Origin of the sequence: Providencia sp. PROV200, assembly GCF_049901995.1 — a bacterium.
In the GTDB taxonomy this organism is placed as follows: Bacteria; Pseudomonadota; Gammaproteobacteria; order Enterobacterales; family Enterobacteriaceae; genus Providencia; species Providencia rettgeri_E.
The window spans coordinates 80861-100993 of record NZ_CP096308.1; the positions used below are offsets into that span (position 1 = coordinate 80861).

Here is a 20133-nt window from a genome sequence, read left to right on the forward strand (position 1 = left end):
AAGCGCGTTACGCCGTGGGTCGATGTTTGATGTTATGGAGCAGCAACGATGTTACGCAGCAGGGCAGTCGCCCTAAAACAAAGTTAGATGCACTAAGCACATAATTGCTCACAGCCAAACTATCAGGTCAAGTCTGCTTTTATTATTTTTAAGCGTGCATAATAAGCCCTACACAAATTGGGAGTTAGACATCATGAGCAACGCAAAAACAAAGTTAGGCATCACAAAGTACAGCATCGTGACCAACAGCAACGATTCCGTCACACTGCGCCTCATGACTGAGCATGACCTTGCGATGCTCTATGAGTGGCTAAATCGATCTCATATCGTCGAGTGGTGGGGCGGAGAAGAAGCACGCCCGACACTTGCTGACGTACAGGAACAGTACTTGCCAAGCGTTTTAGCGCAAGAGTCCGTCACTCCATACATTGCAATGCTGAATGGAGAGCCGATTGGGTATGCCCAGTCGTACGTTGCTCTTGGAAGCGGGGACGGACGGTGGGAAGAAGAAACCGATCCAGGAGTACGCGGAATAGACCAGTTACTGGCGAATGCATCACAACTGGGCAAAGGCTTGGGAACCAAGCTGGTTCGAGCTCTGGTTGAGTTGCTGTTCAATGATCCCGAGGTCACCAAGATCCAAACGGACCCGTCGCCGAGCAACTTGCGAGCGATCCGATGCTACGAGAAAGCGGGGTTTGAGAGGCAAGGTACCGTAACCACCCCATATGGTCCAGCCGTGTACATGGTTCAAACACGCCAGGCATTCGAGCGAACACGCAGTGATGCCTAACCCTTCCATCGAGGGGGACGTCCAAGGGCTGGCGCCCTTGGCCGCCCCTCATGTCAAACGTTATGCAGCCAAATCCCAACAATTAAGGGTCTTAAAATGGTAAAAGATTGGATTCCCATCTCTCATGATAATTACAAGCAGGTGCAAGGACCGTTCTATCATGGAACCAAAGCCAATTTGGCGATTGGTGACTTGCTAACCACAGGGTTCATCTCTCATTTCGAGGACGGTCGTATTCTTAAGCACATCTACTTTTCAGCCTTGATGGAGCCAGCAGTTTGGGGAGCTGAACTTGCTATGTCACTGTCTGGCCTCGAGGGTCGCGGCTACATATACATAGTTGAGCCAACAGGACCGTTCGAAGACGATCCGAATCTTACGAACAAAAGATTTCCCGGTAATCCAACACAGTCCTATAGAACCTGCGAACCCTTGAGAATTGTTGGCGTTGTTGAAGACTGGGAGGGGCATCCTGTTGAATTAATAAGGGGAATGTTGGATTCGTTGGAGGACTTAAAGCGCCGTGGTTTACACGTCATTGAAGACTAGTCCTTTGCATAACAAAGCCATCAAACCGGACGCCAGAGATTCCGCGCCTGTTGCGCATGGCTTCGCCATTTTATGCGCAATAGGCGCGCCACCCTGTCGCCGTTTATGGCGGCGTTAACCCAAAGGAGTATCGTGAAAATATCACTAATGGCTGCAAAAGCAAGAAATGGGGTTATTGGCTGCGGCTCGGATATCCCGTGGAACGCTAAAGGTGAGCAGCTGCTTTTTAAAGCAATAACTTACAATCAATGGCTCTTAGTCGGCCGTAAAACATTTGAGGCAATGGGGGCTCTCCCAAATAGAAAGTATGCAGTTGTCAGCCGCTCAGGATCGGTAGCTACTAACGATGATGTGGTTGTGTTTCCATCTATAGAAGCAGCAATGAGGGAGCTAAAGACTCTTACGAACCATGTTGTTGTTTCTGGTGGTGGAGAGATCTACAAGAGTCTGATCGCCCATGCCGACACGCTACATATCTCGACAATAGATTCCGAGCCAGAGGGCAATGTTTTCTTTCCGGAAATCCCCAAAGAGTTCAATGTGGTGTTCGAGCAGGAATTTCATTCAAATATAAATTATCGCTATCAAATCTGGCAAAGGGGTTAACCATCCAAGCCATCGGACACATTTTGCTTCGCTGCGCTCAAAACGCAAAATGTGCCGCTGCTTAGCGGCGTTAGATGCACTAAGCACATAATTGCTCACAGCCAAACTATCAGGTCAAGTCTGCTTTTATTATTTTTAAGCGTGCATAATAAGCCCTACACAAATTGGGAGTTAGACATCATGAGCAACGCAGTGCCCGCCGAGATTTCGGTACAGCTATCACAGGCACTCAACGTCATCGAGCATCATCTGGGATCGACGTTGCTGGCCGTGCATTTGTACGGCTCTGCACTCGACGGTGGCCTGAAGCCATGCAGTGATATTGATTTGCTGGTTACTGTGACTGCACAGCTCGATGAGACTGTGCGGCAGGCTCTGTTCGTAGATTTCCTGGAAGTTTCCGCTTCTCCCGGCCAAAGTGAAGCTCTCCGTGCCTTGGAAGTTACCATCGTCGTGTACGGCGATGTTGTTCCTTGGCGTTATCCAGCCAGACGGGAACTGCAATTCGGGGAGTGGCAGCGCAAGGACATTCTTGCGGGCATCTTCGAGCCCGCGACAACCGATGTTGATCTGGCTATTCTGCTAACTAAAGCAAGGCAACACAGCCTTGCCTTGGCAGGTTCGGCCGCGGAAGATTTCTTCAACTCAGTCCCGGAAAGCGATCTATTCAAAGCACTGGCCGACACCTTGAAACTATGGAACTCACAACCGGATTGGGCAGGCGACGAGCGGAATGTAGTGCTTACTTTGTCTCGCATTTGGTACAGCGCAGCAACCGGCAAGATCGCGCCGAAGGATGTAGCTGCCAACTGGGTAATGGAACGCCTGCCCGTCCAACATCAGCCCGTGCTGCTTGAAGCCCAGCAGGCTTACCTTGGACAAGGGATGGATTGCTTGGCCTCACGCGCTGATCAGTTGACTGCGTTCATTTACTTTGTGAAGCACGAAGCCGCCAGTCTGCTCGGCTCCACGCCAATGATGTCTAACAGTTCATTCAAGCCGACGCCGCTTCGCGGCGCAGCTTAATTCAGGCGTTAGATGCACTAAGCACATAATTGCTCACAGCCAAACTATCAGGTCAAGTCTGCTTTTATTATTTTTAAGCGTGCATAATAAGCCCTACACAAATTGGGAGATATATCATGAAAGGCTGGCTTTTTCTTGTTATCGCAATAGTTGGCGAAGTAATCGCAACATCCGCATTAAAATCTAGCGAGGGCTTTACTAAGCTTGCCCCTTCCGCCGTTGTCATAATCGGTTATGGCATCGCATTTTATTTTCTTTCTCTGGTTCTGAAATCCATCCCTGTCGGTGTTGCTTATGCAGTCTGGTCGGGACTCGGCGTCGTCATAATTACAGCCATTGCCTGGTTGCTTCATGGGCAAAAGCTTGATGCGTGGGGCTTTGTAGGTATGGGGCTCATAATTGCTGCCTTTTTGCTCGCCCGATCCCCATCGTGGAAGTCGCTGCGGAGGCCGACGCCATGGTGACGGTGTTCGGCATTCTGAATCTCACCGAGGACTCCTTCTTCGATGAGAGCCGGCGGCTAGACCCCGCCGGCGCTGTCACCGCGGCGATCGAAATGCTGCGAGTCGGATCAGACGTCGTGGATGTCGGACCGGCCGCCAGCCATCCGGACGCGAGGCCTGTATCGCCGGCCGATGAGATCAGACGTATTGCGCCGCTCTTAGACGCCCTGTCCGATCAGATGCACCGTGTTTCAATCGACAGCTTCCAACCGGAAACCCAGCGCTATGCGCTCAAGCGCGGCGTGGGCTACCTGAACGATATCCAAGGATTTCCTGACCCTGCGCTCTATCCCGATATTGCTGAGGCGGACTGCAGGCTGGTGGTTATGCACTCAGCGCAGCGGGATGGCATCGCCACCCGCACCGGTCACCTTCGACCCGAAGACGCGCTCGACGAGATTGTGCGGTTCTTCGAGGCGCGGGTTTCCGCCTTGCGACGGAGCGGGGTCGCTGCCGACCGGCTCATCCTCGATCCGGGGATGGGATTTTTCTTGAGCCCCGCACCGGAAACATCGCTGCACGTGCTGTCGAACCTTCAAAAGCTGAAGTCGGCGTTGGGGCTTCCGCTATTGGTCTCGGTGTCGCGGAAATCCTTCTTGGGCGCCACCGTTGGCCTTCCTGTAAAGGATCTGGGTCCAGCGAGCCTTGCGGCGGAACTTCACGCGATCGGCAATGGCGCTGACTACGTCCGCACCCACGCGCCTGGAGATCTGCGAAGCGCAATCACCTTCTCGGAAACCCTCGCGAAATTTCGCAGTCGCGACGCCAGAGACCGAGGGTTAGATCATGCCTAGCATTCACCTTCCGGCCGCCCGCTAAATATCTCCTTTTGGGTTGTTAATAAAACATCCAATAAGTTGACTGTGCGTGAAAAAGAAAGTTTTGTGTGATGGCGTTGAAGATCGCACCGTTAAGCTCTTATGTGGGATGGTGCAGAGCTCGACGACTACCGATAAAACGCAACCGCCGCAAACAGACAAGAAAAAGCCCCAACTGATAACAGTTGGGGCTTCAGTATTGTGATTGGTGGAGCAATAGCACCCTGAACCCAAAACCTTCTCGCTCAACCGGTAGTGGCTGATAACAACTCGTGAGGGCTATTGCGGGTTAAGCATTTAGCGATGTCTAGGGCCAGACTGGACGTCTGAACGCAAGCCGCTGATACTGTACATAACCACAGTATCAGCGGAGGATACCCATGTCGCTGGCAAGGAACGCCACGGCGAGTCAATCGCCCACTCAAACAAACGGTTACGAACGCCACCAACCCGACCAGACGCTGCTCTACCAGCTGGTTGAGCAGCACTACCCAGCCTTCAAAGCCTCACTCGAAGCCCAAGGTCAACACCTGCCTCGCTACATCCAACAAGAATTCAACGACCTCCTCCAATGTGGCCGTCTGGAGTATGGTTTCATGCGGGTTCGCTGCGAGGATTGTCATCACGAGCGTCTGGTCGCCTTCAGCTGTAAACGACGCGGCTTTTGCCCTAGCTGCGGTGCCCGCCGGATGGCCGAGAGTGCGGCGCTGCTGATAGACGAAGTCTTCCCCAAGGAGCCCATTCGCCAGTGGGTGCTCAGCTTTCCTTTCCAGCTACGCTTTTTGCTGGCTCGCCATCCCCAGCTGATGGGCCAGGTCTTGAGTATCGTCTATCGTACACTCTCAACTCATCTGATCAAAAAAGCCGGTTACACCAAAGCCTCTGCACAAACTGGCTCAGTGACTCTTATCCAACGCTTTGGCTCCGCGCTAAATCTCAATGTCCACTACCACATGCTGTTTCTCGATGGTGTCTATGCCGAAGATGACTATGGCAAGCAACGCTTCCATCGTGTCAAGGCACCCACTTACGATGAGCTGAATACGCTCGCTCACACCCTCAGCCATCGCATCGCTCGCTGCATGGAAAAGCGTGGGATTTTGGAGCGTGATGCCGAGAATACGTGGTTGACACTGGAAGAGGGCGAAGACGATACGCTGACTCAATTACATGGTGCTTCGGTTACGTATCGCATTGCCGTCGGCCCCCAGCAAGGGCGCAAAGTCTTCACCCTGCAAACCTTGCCAGGGCGTGAGGATAAAGCCGACTCAAGCAGTCGAGTAGCCAACCATGCTGGTTTCTCGCTACACGCCGGTGTGATGGCCGAAGCGCATCAGCGGGATAAGCTTGAGCGCTTGTGTCGCTACATTAGTCGGCCAGCGGTTTCAGAAAAACGTCTGGCATTAACCGCCAATGGGCAGGTGCGTTACGAGCTCAAAACTCCGTACCGCAATGGCACCACCCATGTGATCTTCGAGCCGCTGGACTTCATCGCCAAATTCGCTGCGTTGGTACCTAAGCCGCGAGTCAACCTCACACGCTTCCACGGCGTCTTTGCACCGAACAGCAAACACCGAGTTCAAGTAACACCCGCCAAGCGGGGCAAGAAGCCCGACAAATCGGAAGGTCTCGATACTAACTGGCGTGACAAGAGTCCTGCAGAGCGCCACCGCGCCATGACCTGGATGCAACGCCTCAAGCGAGTCTTCAATATTGATATTGAAGTCTGCGAACACTGCGGCGGTCACGTCAAAGTGATTGCCAGCATCGAAGATCCGAAGGTCATTGAGCAGATTCTCAAGCATCTGAAACAGAAAACAGCCAAGGCGAATGCCGCCAAGCAGCGTGAGCTGCCACCAGAACGAGCGCCGCCACTGACTCCCAGCCTGTTCGATCCATCACAGAGTCGTCTCTTTGACTGACGACCCCAAATCCAACACTGCTCAACACTGCCAACTTTTAAACGGGGCGGTGGGGCAGTTTGTATCTCTCGAGCTATCAGGCTAGAGATTTTACCGCCAAATCGAACCTTATTAGAGCGGTTTAGGCTGGACCGGCAGTTAAAATTGGGGCTTGAGCGGTAAACGAGTGAGGGAATTTCAGGTAAGATACTTCGGATGAGGAGCAAAAAGGTGGTTTATACTTCCTATACCCAACGCCAACCCCATGCCGCCGGGCAGCGCGCCTTTGGGGGTCTTGGCGTCGAACAAGATCAAGTCCGCCGCCCCGGCATAGGCTGCGGCGCGTGCGACATCGCTGGCGCTGGCGACGGGCAGCGCCTTCCACACCGGCTTGCCAAACCGCGCGCGCAACTGGGCCACGCGTTCGGGCGATTCCGAACCGTGCAGCTGCAGCGCGTTCAGCTTGGCTGCCACCAGTGCGTCGGCGATGACAGCATCATCCGCATCGACGAACAAACCGACCATGGCGATCTGGCCAGCTGCGCGCGATGTCAAAGCGCCCGCGACATTCGACGTAACCGCACGGGGCGACGCTGGATAGAACACCAACCCGGCATAGTCCGCCCGCGCCGCGATGGTCGCATCGAGCGCCTCGGGTGTGCTGATCCCGCAAATCTTGATTTTCGCGGGCATGCGGTCAGTCGGGGTTCTGGATCAGCCGCACCAGCGTGCAGTCGGGATCGATCAGGTAGCCGATCCTCAGGCCGCTCGCCTCCAGTTGCGGAGCTTTGAAGCGCGGCCAGCCGGTGCTTTTTTCCTCGGCTCCCGCCGCGTTCACCAATGCCACCATGGCATCGAGATCATCCAACCGCAGGCAACAGCCGAACGAGCTCGTAGCTGGGTCGAGGTCAGGATAGGGGAAGAATTCGAGCTGCAAACCGCCGCGCTGCAGGATCATCCAGCCGCGATCCTTCCAACTCGTCGCAAAGCCCAGCTTCGCATAAAACGCCTCTGTCACATCGAAATCGCGCGATGGCAGATTGGGGGTGACGTGGTCAGCCATGGCTCAGCGCAGCTTGTCGGCCATGCGGGCCGTATGAGTGATTGCGGCGCGGCTATCGGGGGCGGAATGGCTCATCACGATCATGCTGGCCTTGGGGAACGCCGCACCAAACGCGCGCGCTGACGCGGCGTAGTGCTCAGTGTCGGCATCACCGAGATTGCCGAGCGACTTGGCCTTGCTGTCCTTGATCAGGCAGCCACCAAAAGCGATGTCGGTGCCGTCGATCCCAACGGTGATATTGTCACTGGTGTGGCCGGGGCCGGGGTAAAATACCTTGAGCGGGCCAAAGTTGGGCGCGGTTGCTGGTTCGACCCAGCCATTGGCGGCGAAAGTCAGGCTGTGTTGCGCCGCAACCATCCCCTCTTGCGGGGCAAGCTGGTTCGACAACGCATTGGCATAAGTCGCAATCCCCGCCGCATGCAGCGCGTCCATACCGCCCATCTTGTCCTGATGCGCGTGAGTCACCACCGCCAGCGCGACCGGCAGGTTGATCTCCTGCTTGATCCAGTTGAGGATCTGGGCGGTCTGGTCATCGGTCCAGGCGGTATCGACCACCAGCACGCGGCCGCCATCCCTGACGATCAAACCGTTGGAAGCGACTGCCCCGAAACCCGGCATGTCGAGATAGGAAGTGTGCTGCCAGACATTCGGTGCGAGCTGGCGGAAAACCAGATCGCCAAACCGTTGGTCGCCAGTTTCCATTTGCTGGCCAATCGTCGGGCGGATTTCACCGGGCATGCACCCGCTCAGCATCAATGCAGCGGCTAATGCGGTGCTCAGCTTCGCGACCGGGTGCATAATATTGGGCAATTCCATCAAGTTTTCCTTTTATTCAGCATTAAAAACCCCGCAAATGCGAGGCCTAGTAAATAGATGATCTTAATTTGGTTCACTGTAGCAAAAATATGGGGCGAATTCAAACATGAGGTGCGACAGTTTCAAAAGCCATATGATAATCAACAAGCTGAGCAAATTTCTCTAATGGTGTAAGCCAATCTAACGCCTTTCTAGGACGAGTATTCAGTGACATGGCAACTTGATTTAAATAATGCTGATCTGCTGGCAATCAGGGGCATCGGTACGACTGGGCATCATCTTTCCCGTTCTTTTATATGCAGGAAGAACCTGCATTCTCAAGCGCACTCGATGCCTTCCAAAAAGCAGGTAATACTGTCATTGGCAATGACGTTTGGATCGGCTCTGAGGCAATGGTCATGCCCGGAATCAAGATCGGGCACGGTGCGGTGATAGGCAGCCGCTCGTTGGTGACAAAAGATGTGGAGCCTTACGCTATCGTTGGCGGCAATCCCGCTAAGAAGATTAAGAAACGCTTCACCGATGAGGAAATTTCATTGCTTCTGGAGATGGAGTGGTGGAATTGGTCACTGGAGAAGATCAAAGCGGCAATGCCCATGCTGTGCTCGTCTAATATTGTTGGCCTGCACAAGTATTGGCTCGAGTTTGCCGTCTAACAATTCAATCAAGCCGATGCCGCTTCGCGGCACGGCTTATTTCAGGCGTTATGCAGCCAAATCCCAACAATTAAGGGTCTTAAAATGGTAAAAGATTGGATTCCCATCTCTCATGATAATTACAAGCAGGTGCAAGGACCGTTCTATCATGGAACCAAAGCCAATTTGGCGATTGGTGACTTGCTAACCACAGGGTTCATCTCTCATTTCGAGGACGGTCGTATTCTTAAGCACATCTACTTTTCAGCCTTGATGGAGCCAGCAGTTTGGGGAGCTGAACTTGCTATGTCACTGTCTGGCCTCGAGGGTCGCGGCTACATATACATAGTTGAGCCAACAGGACCGTTCGAAGACGATCCGAATCTTACGAACAAAAGATTTCCCGGTAATCCAACACAGTCCTATAGAACCTGCGAACCCTTGAGAATTGTTGGCGTTGTTGAAGACTGGGAGGGGCATCCTGTTGAATTAATAAGGGGAATGTTGGATTCGTTGGAGGACTTAAAGCGCCGTGGTTTACACGTCATTGAAGACTAGTCCTTTGCATAACAAAGCCATCAAACCGGACGCCAGAGATTCCGCGCCTGTTGCGCATGGCTTCGCCATTTTATGCGCAATAGGCGCGCCACCCTGTCGCCGTTTATGGCGGCGTTAGATGCACTAAGCACATAATTGCTCACAGCCAAACTATCAGGTCAAGTCTGCTTTTATTATTTTTAAGCGTGCATAATAAGCCCTACACAAATTGGGAGATATATCATGAAAGGCTGGCTTTTTCTTGTTATCGCAATAGTTGGCGAAGTAATCGCAACATCCGCATTAAAATCTAGCGAGGGCTTTACTAAGCTTGCCCCTTCCGCCGTTGTCATAATCGGTTATGGCATCGCATTTTATTTTCTTTCTCTGGTTCTGAAATCCATCCCTGTCGGTGTTGCTTATGCAGTCTGGTCGGGACTCGGCGTCGTCATAATTACAGCCATTGCCTGGTTGCTTCATGGGCAAAAGCTTGATGCGTGGGGCTTTGTAGGTATGGGGCTCATAATTGCTGCCTTTTTGCTCGCCCGATCCCCATCGTGGAAGTCGCTGCGGAGGCCGACGCCATGGTGACGGTGTTCGGCATTCTGAATCTCACCGAGGACTCCTTCTTCGATGAGAGCCGGCGGCTAGACCCCGCCGGCGCTGTCACCGCGGCGATCGAAATGCTGCGAGTCGGATCAGACGTCGTGGATGTCGGACCGGCCGCCAGCCATCCGGACGCGAGGCCTGTATCGCCGGCCGATGAGATCAGACGTATTGCGCCGCTCTTAGACGCCCTGTCCGATCAGATGCACCGTGTTTCAATCGACAGCTTCCAACCGGAAACCCAGCGCTATGCGCTCAAGCGCGGCGTGGGCTACCTGAACGATATCCAAGGATTTCCTGACCCTGCGCTCTATCCCGATATTGCTGAGGCGGACTGCAGGCTGGTGGTTATGCACTCAGCGCAGCGGGATGGCATCGCCACCCGCACCGGTCACCTTCGACCCGAAGACGCGCTCGACGAGATTGTGCGGTTCTTCGAGGCGCGGGTTTCCGCCTTGCGACGGAGCGGGGTCGCTGCCGACCGGCTCATCCTCGATCCGGGGATGGGATTTTTCTTGAGCCCCGCACCGGAAACATCGCTGCACGTGCTGTCGAACCTTCAAAAGCTGAAGTCGGCGTTGGGGCTTCCGCTATTGGTCTCGGTGTCGCGGAAATCCTTCTTGGGCGCCACCGTTGGCCTTCCTGTAAAGGATCTGGGTCCAGCGAGCCTTGCGGCGGAACTTCACGCGATCGGCAATGGCGCTGACTACGTCCGCACCCACGCGCCTGGAGATCTGCGAAGCGCAATCACCTTCTCGGAAACCCTCGCGAAATTTCGCAGTCGCGACGCCAGAGACCGAGGGTTAGATCATGCCTAGCATTCACCTTCCGGCCGCCCGCTAGCGGACCCTGGTCAGGTTCCGCGAAGGTGGGCGCAGACATGCTGGGCTCGTCAGGATCAAACTGCACTATGAGGCGGCGGTTCATACCGCGCCAGGGGAGCGAATGGACAGCGAGGAGCCTCCGAACGTTCGGGTCGCCTGCTCGGGTGATATCGACGAGGTTGTGCGGCTGATGCACGACGCTGCGGCGTGGATGTCCGCCAAGGGAACGCCCGCCTGGGACGTCGCGCGGATCGACCGGACATTCGCGGAGACCTTCGTCCTGAGATCCGAGCTCCTAGTCGCGAGTTGCAGCGACGGCATCGTCGGCTGTTGCACCTTGTCGGCCGAGGATCCCGAGTTCTGGCCCGACGCCCTCAAGGGGGAGGCCGCATATCTGCACAAGCTCGCGGTGCGACGGACACATGCGGGCCGGGGTGTCAGCTCCGCGCTGATCGAGGCTTGCCGCCATGCCGCGCGAACGCAGGGGTGCGCCAAGCTGCGGCTCGACTGCCACCCGAACCTGCGTGGCCTATACGAGCGGCTCGGATTCACCCACGTCGACACTTTCAATCCCGGCTGGGATCCAACCTTCATCGCAGAACGCCTAGAACTCGAAATCTAACGTCCGTTCGGGCATCGAGGTCCATGTCGGGGTGGGACGGGCCCGTGGCTTCAAGATCACTTGCAGTCCGACCGCGATGTCTTGGTTGCGCGAGAGGTTGTCGATATCTGTTGATTTGCACCCAAATTTGACCCGGGATTTGCATTGAATTTTGACCCACCCCTTGTTGTCAGAATTATGTCTCGATTTTCAGTTTGCGGGTCTGTTTTTCCTCCTGCTTATTCTGAGTTGAACTGTGTTTGAAGCGGTAACTTTCATTGCCGGTTTCCAGGATGTGGCAGTGGTGGGTTAGTCGGTCCAACAACGCTGTTGTCATCTTTTCATCGCCAAACACTCGGCTCCATTCCGAGAAGCTCAAGTTGGTGGTCAGTATCACGCTGGTTTTTTCGTACAGCTTTGAGAGCAGGTGAAACAGCAGTGCCCCACCGGTTTGGCTAAAAGGCAAATATCCCAGCTCATCCAGAATCACCAAATCGGCATACAACAGACGGTTTGCGATTTGTCCCTGACGCCCAGATGATTTCTCTTGCTCCAGTGCATTGACCAAATCCACGGTGGAGAAGAAACGCACCCGTCGGTTCAAGTGCATCACTGCTTGTGTACCAATGGCTGTGGCCAGGTGAGTCTTGCCTGTGCCTGGCCCACCAATCAGCACCACGTTCTGGGCTTGTTCCATGAAGTCGCACCGGTGCAATTGTTTGACCGTGGCCTCATTAACCAGGCTTTGACTGAAGTCAAAGCCCACCAAGTCCCGATACACGGGGAACTTGGCCACCCGCAATTGATAGTTCACCGAACGTACTTCACGCTCTGCCACTTCAGCTTTAATCAAGCTGTCCAGCATGGGCAAGGCTTGATTAAATGCTGGTGAATTCTGATTGCCCAACTCCTCAATGGCGTGTGCCATGCCAAAGAGTTTCAAGGATTTGAGGATTCTCACATGGCCTTCATGCTGCATCATGGGCTCTCCTTAAACTGTCATAGCGGTTCACGTTGGCCTGTGGTTCCAATGTCAGCCTTAACCCCTTGGGAATTGGAATCGGTTTGGGTGGAGGTTCTTCGGTCAAACGTCCCAACAGATTAAGCACATGCTCCTTCGATGGCTTGCCACACTCCAATGCCAATTCCACAGCACTGAGTACCGCACCTTCATCGTGGTGCAATACAAGGGCCAGAATTTCCACCATGTCACGGTCACCGCCGGGGCGTTGCAGCAAGATGGATTGAAGCTTCTTGAACGCGGGTGGCAATTCAGCAAATGGCGCACCATTGCGCAACGCCCCAGGTTTCTTCTGAAGCACAGACAAGTAATGGTGCCAGTCGTATTGTGTGTGGCCACGCCGAGCGTGGCCACTGCCAAACAATCTTGGATGCTCGGCAATGTGTTGGCCTTCGGCAGCCATCACCAGCTTGTCTGCATAAATCCGAAGGCTGATGGCCCTGTTGGCGTAACTGGCAGGAACGCTGTAGCGATTGCCCTCGTGGTGAACAAGGCAGGTTGAAGTGACTCGCTTGGTTTGCTCCACGAATGCATCAAAGGCATTGGGTAGCGCCATCAACTCGCCTTGTTCATCGGCAAAGGCCTCTTGCACGGTTTGGTCCAATTCGGGGTGGCGCAGCTCAGACCACAGCGCTTTGCAGCGATGCTCAAGCCACACATTCAAATCAGCAAGGCTTTGAAAGTCTGGTGCCCCTTGCCACAGGCGTTGGCGGGAATCCTGCACGTTCTTCTCAATCTGGCCTTTCTCCCAACCCGATGCTGGATTACAGAACTGCGCATCAAACAGGTAGTGGCTGACCATGGCAGTGAACCGCTGATTGACCCTGCGCTCTTTGCCACGCCCCACCGAATCCACAGCGGTCTTCATGTTGTCGTAGATGCCGCGCTTGGGAATGCCACCGAAGATTTGAAAGGCATGCCAGTGGGCATCAAACAGCATTTCATGTTTTTGCTGGTAGTAAGCCCGAAGCACAAAGGCCCGGCTGTGGGCCAACTTAAACTGGGCAATCTGAAGTTTGACCTGTTTGCCCGCTATGCGGGCAAAGTCCTCACTCCAATCGAATTGGAAGGCTTCGCCACAAGCAAAGCGCAAGGGGATGAAACAACCCTTGCCCGAGGTTTGCGCCTTGAACTGTTCGGAATCTTTCCACTGTCGGGCAAAGGCACACACTCGGTCATAAGACCCGGTAAAGCCCAAAGCGACCAAATCCCGGTACATGCTGCGCAGGTTTCTGCGCAGCTTCTTTGTCTTTTTGTGCTCGGTGGAGAGCCACTGCCTTAACTTGGGCTCAAAAGGACTTAACTTGCCAACGCTGTCTCGCGCTGGGTACTGCGGTTCAACCACCTTGCTTTGCAAATACTTGCGAACGGTGTTCCTGGACAGGCCGCTTCGTCGGGCTATTTCCCGAATCGACGCACCATCGCGAAAATGCCAGCGTCGAATTGCGCTCAATATCGCCACGTTTATCACTCCTTGATTTCTCCCGCCATATCCAGACGGGAAACAGTGTCATACGTGGGTCAAATTTCGACGCAAATCTTTACCCTAAGTTGGGGTGCGGACAAAATCTTGGACTACTTTAGGAGTAGTTCATGTATTCGTATGAAGATCGCCTTCGAGCCGTGAGGTTGTACCTGAAGCTTGGGCGCCGGATGAGCGCCACACTACGGCAGCTGGGATACCCCACCAAGAACTCGCTGAAGGCCTGGTTGGCAGAATTCGAACGGAATCAGGATCTTCGCCGAGGCTATCAACGGATAAAACGGCAGTACACCGATGAGCAAAAGCAACGGGCAGTAGATCACTATATCGAACAAGGCTACTGCCTGAGTCACACAATCCGAAGCCTGGGCTACCCAAGCCGCGAGGCCTTGCGTGCCTGGATCCGTGATTTACGCCCTGAATTCGCTAGGACGGTCGTCGGCAGCAGCGCTCCCACAGTCGCCCGCTCTCGCCTCGAGAAGCAGCAAGCCGTCATTGCACTGAACCTGCGCGTAGGTTCGGCAAAGGATGTGGCCGACACTGTCGGTGTATCGCGACCAACGTTGTATAACTGGCAGCATCGATTACTTGGCAAAGTGCCCCTAAAACCCATGACAAAGAAGAAAGGTGACACCTCGCTCGAGCAGCGGCATGAGGCACTACTCAGGGAACTGGCCGAACTGGAGAGCCAGAACCAGCGGCTTCGCATGGAGAATGCAATTCTGGAGAAGGCGAGTGAATTGATAAAAAAAGACATGGGCATCAACCCCCTCGAACTGACAAGCCGAGAAAAAACGAAGGTGGTTGATGCCCTCAGAGTCACGTTTCCATTAGCCAATCTGTTGTGCGGCCTGAAGCTGGCGCGCAGCACATACTTCTATCAACGCCTGCGGCAGACGCGGCCCGACAAGTACACGCAGGTGCGTGAGGTCATTCGGACTATCTTCGAGGACAACTACCGCTGCTATGGCTATCGACGCATTGATAGTGCCTTGCGCCTTGGTGGCATGCGTGTGTCCGAGAAGGTCGTGCGTCGCTTGATGGCGCAAGAGCGTCTGGTCGTGAGAACACCGCGCCGCCGGCGCTTCTCGGCGTATGCTGGCGACCCGACACCAGCGGTCCCGAATCTGCTGAATCGCGACTTTCACGCGTCGGCGCCGAATACGAAATGGTTGACCGATCTGACGGAAATACACATTCCGGCAGGGAAGGTCTACGTCTCGCCGATCGTCGATTGCTTCGATGGGCTGGTGGTGGCCTGGAATATCGGCACCAGCCCGGATGCGAACCTGGTCAATACCATGCTGGATCACGCGGTACGGACACTGCGACCCGGTGAGCATCCGGTTATCCATTCGGACAGGGGCTCGCATTATCGCTGGCCTGCGTGGATCCGCCGCACTGAAAATGCCCAATTAACGCGGTCGATGTCCAAAAAGGGCTGCTCGCCAGACAATGCTGCATGCGAGGGCTTTTTCGGACGATTGAAGACCGAACTAATCTACCCGAGGAATTGGCAGCACGTGACGCTGAAAGACCTCATGACGCGAATCGATGCCTATATCCACTGGTACAACGAGCGCCGCATCAAAGTGTCGCTTGGCGGGCGTAGTCCCATCGAGTATCGTCATGCGGTCGGATTGATGTCCGTATAAACCGTCCAAGAAATCGTCCGCACCCCCAGTGGGTCAATTTTAGATGCAACTCAACAGGCCATGCTGAGTGTGCGATGGTTGATCGCTTCCTCGCCGCTCTCCACGGCGACGATGGCCGCCGCCATCAGCAAGTGCGCCAGTTCCCCTATGGTGCCCTCGCTGCGTGTGAGCAGGTAGCGAGCCATGTCCAGCGTGGCAATTGGGGAAGGCCGGCGCAGCGGGAGCGAAGCGGCGAAGCTGGCCAGCAGTGAGCAGCAATCGTCGTTGGCCTCCCATACCGGCAGCATCATCGGCTCGAAGCGATTTTCCAACTGGTCATCGGAGCGGATGGCTAGGTAGGCGTCGCGCGTGCCTACCCCAACCAACGGGATGCGCAGTTCGTTGCCGAGGAAGCGCAGCAGGTTGAGGAATTCCCGGCGGTTGACGCTGTTGCCGGCCAGCACGTTGTGCAGCTCGTCGATCACCAGCATGCGCACGCCGACCTTGCGCAGCAGTGCCAGAGCCAGTTGCTCCATTTCCGGCAACCGTGGGCGTGGGCGCAGCGGCGCGCCCATCGCGGCGAGCAGCGCGACGTAGAAGCGGATCACGGACGGCTCGGACGGCATCTGCACGACCAACACCGGGATGTGCTCCTGGTCGGCGTCGGAGCTGGCCGGGTGGGTGCGGCGGAACTTCTCGACGATCATCGACTTGCCATTGTTGGTCGGGCCAACCAGCAGCAGGTTGGGCATGCGTTGCTTGTTTGGCCACGCATAAAGGGCTTCCAGCCGGTTCAGCGCCTCGACTGCGCGCGGATAGCCGATCCAGCGGTCGGCGCGAAGGCGCTGGATGCGCTCGTCCGCCGGAAGACGGGCCAAGCCCTGGGCCGCCGGCAGCAGGTGGGACAGGTCGATGATGGGATATTCGTCCACGGCTACCACTCCTCAATCTGGTCGAACGGTTTGGCGGGTGGCAAGTTGTCTGCCTGCGGGTCGGCAATATCCGTATCCGGCGGAACGGGCTTGTCCGGCCGAGCTGATGTCTTGAGGTGCTGGCGGCGATCCGCGTCACGCCGCGCCTTGCGTGTGGCCTTCTGCGCGCTGGTCACAATCTCACGCATCTGGCCGATCATGCGGAACAGCGCCGACTCATCCACCTGTTCGGGCACTGTTGCAAAGTTAGTGATGAGGCAGCCTTTTGTCTTATTCAAAGGCCTTACATTTCAAAAACTCTGCTTACCAGGCGCATTTCGCCCAGGGGATCACCATAATAAAATGCTGAGGCCTGGCCTTTGCGTAGTGCACGCATCACCTCAATACCTTTGATGGTGGCGTAAGCCGTCTTCATGGATTTAAATCCCAGCGTGGCGCCGATTATCCGTTTCAGTTTGCCATGATCGCATTCAATCACGTTGTTCCGGTACTTAATCTGTCGGTGTTCAACGTCAGACGGGCACCGGCCTTCGCGTTTGAGCAGAGCAAGCGCGCGACCATAGGCGGGCGCTTTATCCGTGTTGATGAATCGCGGGATCTGCCACTTCTTCACGTTGTTGAGGATTTTACCCAGAAACCGGTATGCAGCTTTGCTGTTACGACGGGAGGAGAGATAAAAATCGACAGTGCGGCCCCGGCTGTCGACGGCCCGGTACAGATACGCCCAGCGGCCATTGACCTTCACGTAGGTTTCATCCATGTGCCACGGGCAAAGATCGGAAGGGTTACGCCAGTACCAGCGCAGCCGTTTTTCCATTTCAGGCGCATAACGCTGAACCCAGCGGTAAATCGTGGAGTGATCGACATTCACTCCGCGTTCAGCCAGCATCTCCTGCAGCTCACGGTAACTGATGCCGTATTTGCAGTACCAGCGTACGGCCCACAGAATGATGTCACGCTGAAAATGCCGGCCTTTGAATGGGTTCATGTGCAGCTCCATCAGCAAAAGGGGATGATAAGTTTATCACCACCGACTATTTGCAACAGTGCCTTCAAACCAGTGACAGCATTACTCATTCAATCTTGGAACTCATCAACAATATGTTGATTGATCTTCTGGCAACAATGGCCCGCCTAGACAATGAGAAACGTATAGAACGTATTAAGCAGGGCCTGGCACGTTCGGGTTACAAACCAACAGGCAAGAAGGCAAATGAGGCTAAACATAAACGAATAAAAGAATTGCTAGTAGTTGGCAATATGACTAAGGAAGAAATTGCCAAAGCAGTGAATTGTGGAGTTGCAACGTAAGCGCCCTTAAATCAGCACCCTTGCAAAACGATTACTCAGCCTAACCCAGTTTCACATTCCAGGGCAGTAGCGCTTCGAGTTTCTCGAGGGTGTCAGCAGTCGCAACATGGTCAAGAATATGTTTAATGTAGGCTTGCGGATCCAGGTTGTTGGCTTTGGCGGTTTCGATTAATGAGTAACATGCGGCGCTGGCTTCGGCGCCTTTGCGTGTGTCGGCGAATAGCCAATTTTTACGGCCAATAGCGAAGGGACGAATGGCGTTTTCGGCCATGATATTGCTGATCATCAGGTCGCCGCGCTCACAATAGCCAATCAGGTATTCCCATTGATTTAAGGTGTAGTCGATGGCTTTTCTCAGAGCGCCGCCTTTCATGATTTTTGCAGCGTTTTTCTCAAGCCACAGCTTAAACTCATTCAGTACCGGCACGCTGATTTCTTGGCGCGCCTTTAAACGCTCTTCGTCGGTTTTGTCCGCGATGTTGCTTTCTACGCGATAGAGTTTACGGATATAGCCCAGCGCTACATCAGCTTTACTCACTGTGCCTTGCTTGGCTTTAGCTTTAGAATCAGCGCTTTTATCGGCTTCAACAAACTTACGCCGAGCATGATCCCAGCAGCCAATGCGCGTAATCGAGTTGGCTTTGCAGACTGCGCTATAGCCAGAAAAACCATCGGCTTGCAGCACACCCTTAAAATCATCGAGCAGGCGCACAGCCACACTGCCTGCACGCGAAGGATCGTATTCAAAGAGTACGCTAAGCTGGCTAGGCGGCCCGCCGCGGATCACCCACATCCATTTATCTGACTGTGCTGTTTCTCCGTCTTCTTTCAGCACTTGCAGACGGGTTTCATCAGCTTGCAGATAGCTGCCGCTGTTTTGCACCTCGCGCATCAACTGTAGCAGAGGTTTAGCTGCATCAGCAAAGCACATGCACCATTGCGCCATGTTATTGCGCTGAATCAAGTGGCCTAAGTTTTTAAACTTGCCTTCTTGGCGATACAACGGCATGCCATACAGATATTTATCTACAATTACGTGCGCAATCAGCGAAGTGGTCACCGAGCACTTACCAAAAGGATGTACTGGGCGCTGCGCCGCAATCATCTGTTCTTCTGGCATGCTTTCTTTGGAGGTGAAAACGGCTTTTTCTTGCCAATGCTCCAACACTTTCAGCTGTGCCGGAATGTAATGTAGCTCTTCTTTTACTTTGGTGAAGAAGGTTGTGTCGGCACCGGTTTTTTCTAACTCAGTTAGCGTGTGCTCGATGCGCTCACGTACTAGATTTGCAGAGAAACCACGCTGACGTGTTTGGCGAGCTTTACGTGCTTGAGTCAGCTCTGCGTTTTCATCAGACGCTTCAGGCAAGGTATCGAACAGCTCATCAAGCTGAGCCTCAAGCTCAGTTTCATCAAAGAGGTTTAACTGGAACTTGGATTTTTCGCTGCTGGCACTGAACTTCTGCGTTTTCAGCAGGCGGTTCATTTCTTCCAGTAGTTCGATACGACGATGGGCTGCTTTGAGCTCGCTTTTATGCTCTAACAAACTGGCATTTTGTTCTTCTACAACCGCTTGAAATTGAGCCACCATCAAACGTAATTCAGCAGCACTTAGACTGCTTAAATCAGATGTTTTAATGGGGAGTTTAGGCTGTTTCTTCATACCCAAATTATAGCAAAAACGACTCTGAAAGACAGCCGTAAAAGCAGATAAAACCCAATAAAATCAAGCTATCCAAGACTGTCGTATTGTAGTTTTTTATGGCCCTTAAATAGACTAATATCATAGCCATCTAACAGCCAGTTTATTTGCTCACCTGTTAAGGCCAGCAACTCGTCAGCAGGCTTGGGCCACTTAAATTTCTCTTCGGCCAGCGCTTTGTAATACATGACGAAACCGTTGTCTTCCCACATCACGCATTTGATTTTGTTGCGCTGGCGATTGGTGAAGGCATACAGCGCACCGCTGAACGGATTGTGGCCCAGCTCTTGTTCCACCAGCAACGCTAAACCGTTGGTTTGTTTCCTAAAATCCACCGGCGCACGGTACAGATAAATTTCTGGCATCTGTTTGGCTGGCCGCAAATAGCGCACTTTCACTACAGCTGCCTCAGCAGTGCCAAGACGAGATCCAAATTGCCTGCATTGACCCCTGAAAAGCTTATGCCACTGGGTAAATGAACGCCCAGCTCATCATGAAGGCGGTTGTGCGAAGCAGCTAACTGTGTCACTTGAGCAAAGCCTGCAGGTTTTTCAACAACCTCATTTACCTGGAGCTTTTTACGCCAATAATTAAACTGCGCGTAATTCAAATCATGCTGCTTGCAAAAAGCCGCACCGGATGAATCAGATGCTTGCCAGGCACCAATGTGTTGCTGCCAGAACTGCTGGCGTTCCTGTAAAGTCATCACCAATACCCCTTTCAAAAAGACAGGTATTAGTGTGAAGCTGTATAGGCTGGGTTAAAAGATGCTGAT

General features: G+C 54.0%; 22 protein-coding genes and 4 pseudogenes. 14 read left to right on the plus strand and 12 right to left on the minus strand.

Annotated features, from left to right (window positions below; translation table 11 throughout):
- The first annotated feature begins 238 nt into the window (after positions 1-238).
- The 7 genes from M1E86_RS20145 (at position 239) to M1E86_RS20175 (ending at position 6217) form a co-directional block, all read left to right on the plus strand.
- Positions 239-793 (plus strand): fluoroquinolone-acetylating aminoglycoside 6'-N-acetyltransferase AAC(6')-Ib-cr5, encoded by a 555-nt coding sequence (locus M1E86_RS20145; protein WP_063840321.1) that lies wholly within the window; start codon positions 239-241, stop codon positions 791-793.
- A gap of 96 nt (positions 794-889) precedes the next feature.
- Positions 890-1342 (plus strand): NAD(+)--rifampin ADP-ribosyltransferase Arr-3, encoded by a 453-nt coding sequence (locus tag M1E86_RS20150; protein ID WP_001749986.1) that lies wholly within the window; start codon positions 890-892, stop codon positions 1340-1342.
- Between the two features lie 132 nt (positions 1343-1474).
- Entirely contained in the window at positions 1475-1948 is a 474-nt protein-coding gene (gene dfrA27 / locus M1E86_RS20155) for a trimethoprim-resistant dihydrofolate reductase DfrA27 (protein WP_001749985.1), read from the plus strand.
- 180 nt (positions 1949-2128) lie between these two features.
- Positions 2129-2974 (plus strand): ANT(3'')-Ia family aminoglycoside nucleotidyltransferase AadA16, encoded by an 846-nt coding sequence (locus M1E86_RS20160; protein WP_001749984.1) that lies wholly within the window; start codon positions 2129-2131, stop codon positions 2972-2974.
- A 116-nt stretch (positions 2975-3090) separates the two neighbouring features.
- Entirely contained in the window at positions 3091-3438 is a 348-nt protein-coding gene (locus M1E86_RS20165) for a quaternary ammonium compound efflux SMR transporter QacE delta 1 (protein WP_000679427.1), read from the plus strand.
- Entirely contained in the window at positions 3432-4271 is an 840-nt protein-coding gene (gene sul1, locus M1E86_RS20170; RefSeq protein WP_000259031.1) for a sulfonamide-resistant dihydropteroate synthase Sul1, read from the plus strand. Before M1E86_RS20165 ends, sul1 (M1E86_RS20170) begins: the two co-directional genes overlap by 7 nt.
- Before the next feature lie 404 nt (positions 4272-4675).
- Entirely contained in the window at positions 4676-6217 is a 1542-nt protein-coding gene (locus M1E86_RS20175; protein WP_272675800.1) for an IS91-like element ISCR1 family transposase, read from the plus strand.
- Between the two features lie 177 nt (positions 6218-6394).
- Here M1E86_RS20175 and M1E86_RS20180 read toward each other — a convergent pair whose 3' ends face one another.
- From M1E86_RS20180 to M1E86_RS20195, 4 genes and pseudogenes are all read right to left on the minus strand, one after another.
- A complete protein-coding gene (locus M1E86_RS20180; protein WP_223231887.1) occupies positions 6395-6889 on the minus strand; it encodes a phosphoribosylanthranilate isomerase in 495 nt (164 codons plus the stop codon).
- Positions 6890-6893: 4 nt separating this feature from the next.
- Positions 6894-7259 (minus strand): bleomycin binding protein Ble-MBL, encoded by a 366-nt coding sequence (ble, locus tag M1E86_RS20185; RefSeq protein WP_004201167.1) that lies wholly within the window; start codon positions 7257-7259, stop codon positions 6894-6896.
- 3 nt (positions 7260-7262) lie between these two features.
- The gene (locus M1E86_RS20190) at positions 7263-8075 is read right to left on the minus strand and encodes a subclass B1 metallo-beta-lactamase NDM-1 (RefSeq protein ID WP_004201164.1); all 813 of its coding nucleotides are present in this window, start codon (positions 8073-8075) and stop codon (positions 7263-7265) included.
- Positions 8076-8175: 100 nt separating this feature from the next.
- Positions 8176-8319, minus strand: a pseudogene (locus tag M1E86_RS20195) (IS30 family transposase); the annotation flags it as partial.
- Between M1E86_RS20195 and M1E86_RS20200 the strand changes: the two are divergent.
- From M1E86_RS20200 to M1E86_RS20220, 5 genes and pseudogenes are all read left to right on the plus strand, one after another.
- A pseudogene (locus tag M1E86_RS20200) lies at positions 8318-8731 on the plus strand (CatB-related O-acetyltransferase); the annotation flags it as partial. The pseudogenes M1E86_RS20195 and M1E86_RS20200 sit on opposite strands and share 2 nt — an antisense overlap.
- Before the next feature lie 84 nt (positions 8732-8815).
- Positions 8816-9268 (plus strand): NAD(+)--rifampin ADP-ribosyltransferase Arr-3, encoded by a 453-nt coding sequence (locus tag M1E86_RS20205; protein WP_001749986.1) that lies wholly within the window; start codon positions 8816-8818, stop codon positions 9266-9268.
- Positions 9269-9490: 222 nt separating this feature from the next.
- Positions 9491-9838 carry a quaternary ammonium compound efflux SMR transporter QacE delta 1 gene (locus M1E86_RS20210; RefSeq protein WP_000679427.1) on the plus strand — a complete coding sequence of 116 codons (348 nt, stop codon included), beginning with the start codon at positions 9491-9493 and terminating at the stop codon, positions 9836-9838.
- Positions 9832-10671, plus strand: a complete 840-nt coding sequence (gene sul1, locus M1E86_RS20215) for a sulfonamide-resistant dihydropteroate synthase Sul1 (protein WP_000259031.1) — start codon at positions 9832-9834, stop codon at positions 10669-10671. The genes M1E86_RS20210 and sul1 (M1E86_RS20215) overlap by 7 nt, the downstream gene beginning before the upstream one ends.
- A gap of 127 nt (positions 10672-10798) precedes the next feature.
- The gene (locus M1E86_RS20220; RefSeq protein ID WP_000376623.1) at positions 10799-11299 is read left to right on the plus strand and encodes a GNAT family N-acetyltransferase; all 501 of its coding nucleotides are present in this window, start codon (positions 10799-10801) and stop codon (positions 11297-11299) included.
- A gap of 175 nt (positions 11300-11474) precedes the next feature.
- Here the strand turns inward: M1E86_RS20220 and istB are convergent, their stop codons facing one another.
- Both istB and istA read right to left on the minus strand, forming a co-directional pair.
- Positions 11475-12260, minus strand: coding sequence for an IS21-like element IS1326 family helper ATPase IstB (istB, locus tag M1E86_RS20225; RefSeq protein WP_000983249.1), 786 nt, complete (start codon positions 12258-12260; stop codon positions 11475-11477).
- Complete coding sequence (istA, locus tag M1E86_RS20230; RefSeq protein WP_001324342.1) at positions 12247-13770, minus strand: IS21-like element IS1326 family transposase; 1524 nt, start codon at positions 13768-13770, stop codon at positions 12247-12249. Before istA ends, istB begins: the two co-directional genes overlap by 14 nt.
- Positions 13771-13892: 122 nt before the next feature.
- Between istA and M1E86_RS20235 the strand changes: the two genes are divergently transcribed.
- Complete coding sequence (locus tag M1E86_RS20235) at positions 13893-15437, plus strand: IS3 family transposase (protein WP_000287615.1); 1545 nt, start codon at positions 13893-13895, stop codon at positions 15435-15437.
- 50 nt (positions 15438-15487) lie between these two features.
- Here M1E86_RS20235 and M1E86_RS20240 read toward each other — a convergent pair whose 3' ends face one another.
- The 3 genes and pseudogenes from M1E86_RS20240 to M1E86_RS20250 form a co-directional block, all read right to left on the minus strand.
- Positions 15488-16348 carry a TniB family NTP-binding protein gene (locus tag M1E86_RS20240; RefSeq protein WP_000344784.1) on the minus strand — a complete coding sequence of 287 codons (861 nt, stop codon included), beginning with the start codon at positions 16346-16348 and terminating at the stop codon, positions 15488-15490.
- A 2-nt stretch (positions 16349-16350) separates the two neighbouring features.
- A pseudogene (locus M1E86_RS20245) lies at positions 16351-16578 on the minus strand (Mu transposase C-terminal domain-containing protein); the annotation flags it as partial.
- Between the two features lie 53 nt (positions 16579-16631).
- Positions 16632-17336 carry an IS6-like element IS26 family transposase gene (locus M1E86_RS20250; RefSeq protein ID WP_001067855.1) on the minus strand — a complete coding sequence of 235 codons (705 nt, stop codon included), beginning with the start codon at positions 17334-17336 and terminating at the stop codon, positions 16632-16634.
- Positions 17337-17392: 56 nt separating this feature from the next.
- Here M1E86_RS20250 and M1E86_RS20255 point away from each other — a divergent pair.
- Positions 17393-17659: pseudogene (locus M1E86_RS20255) on the plus strand (recombinase family protein); the annotation flags it as partial.
- Positions 17660-17699: 40 nt separating this feature from the next.
- On the opposite strand, the gene tnpC reads toward M1E86_RS20255, so the two are convergent.
- From tnpC to tnpA, 3 genes are all read right to left on the minus strand, one after another.
- Complete coding sequence (gene tnpC / locus M1E86_RS20260; protein WP_126616202.1) at positions 17700-19319, minus strand: IS66 family transposase; 1620 nt, start codon at positions 19317-19319, stop codon at positions 17700-17702.
- A gap of 68 nt (positions 19320-19387) precedes the next feature.
- A complete protein-coding gene (gene tnpB, locus M1E86_RS20265; RefSeq protein ID WP_126616199.1) occupies positions 19388-19756 on the minus strand; it encodes an IS66 family insertion sequence element accessory protein TnpB in 369 nt (122 codons plus the stop codon).
- Positions 19756-20064: an IS66 family insertion sequence element accessory protein TnpA gene (gene tnpA, locus M1E86_RS20270; RefSeq protein WP_126616196.1), complete on the minus strand. Its 309-nt coding sequence runs from the start codon at positions 20062-20064 to the stop codon at positions 19756-19758. The genes tnpB and tnpA overlap by 1 nt, the downstream gene beginning before the upstream one ends.
- Positions 20065-20133 lie beyond the last annotated feature (69 nt).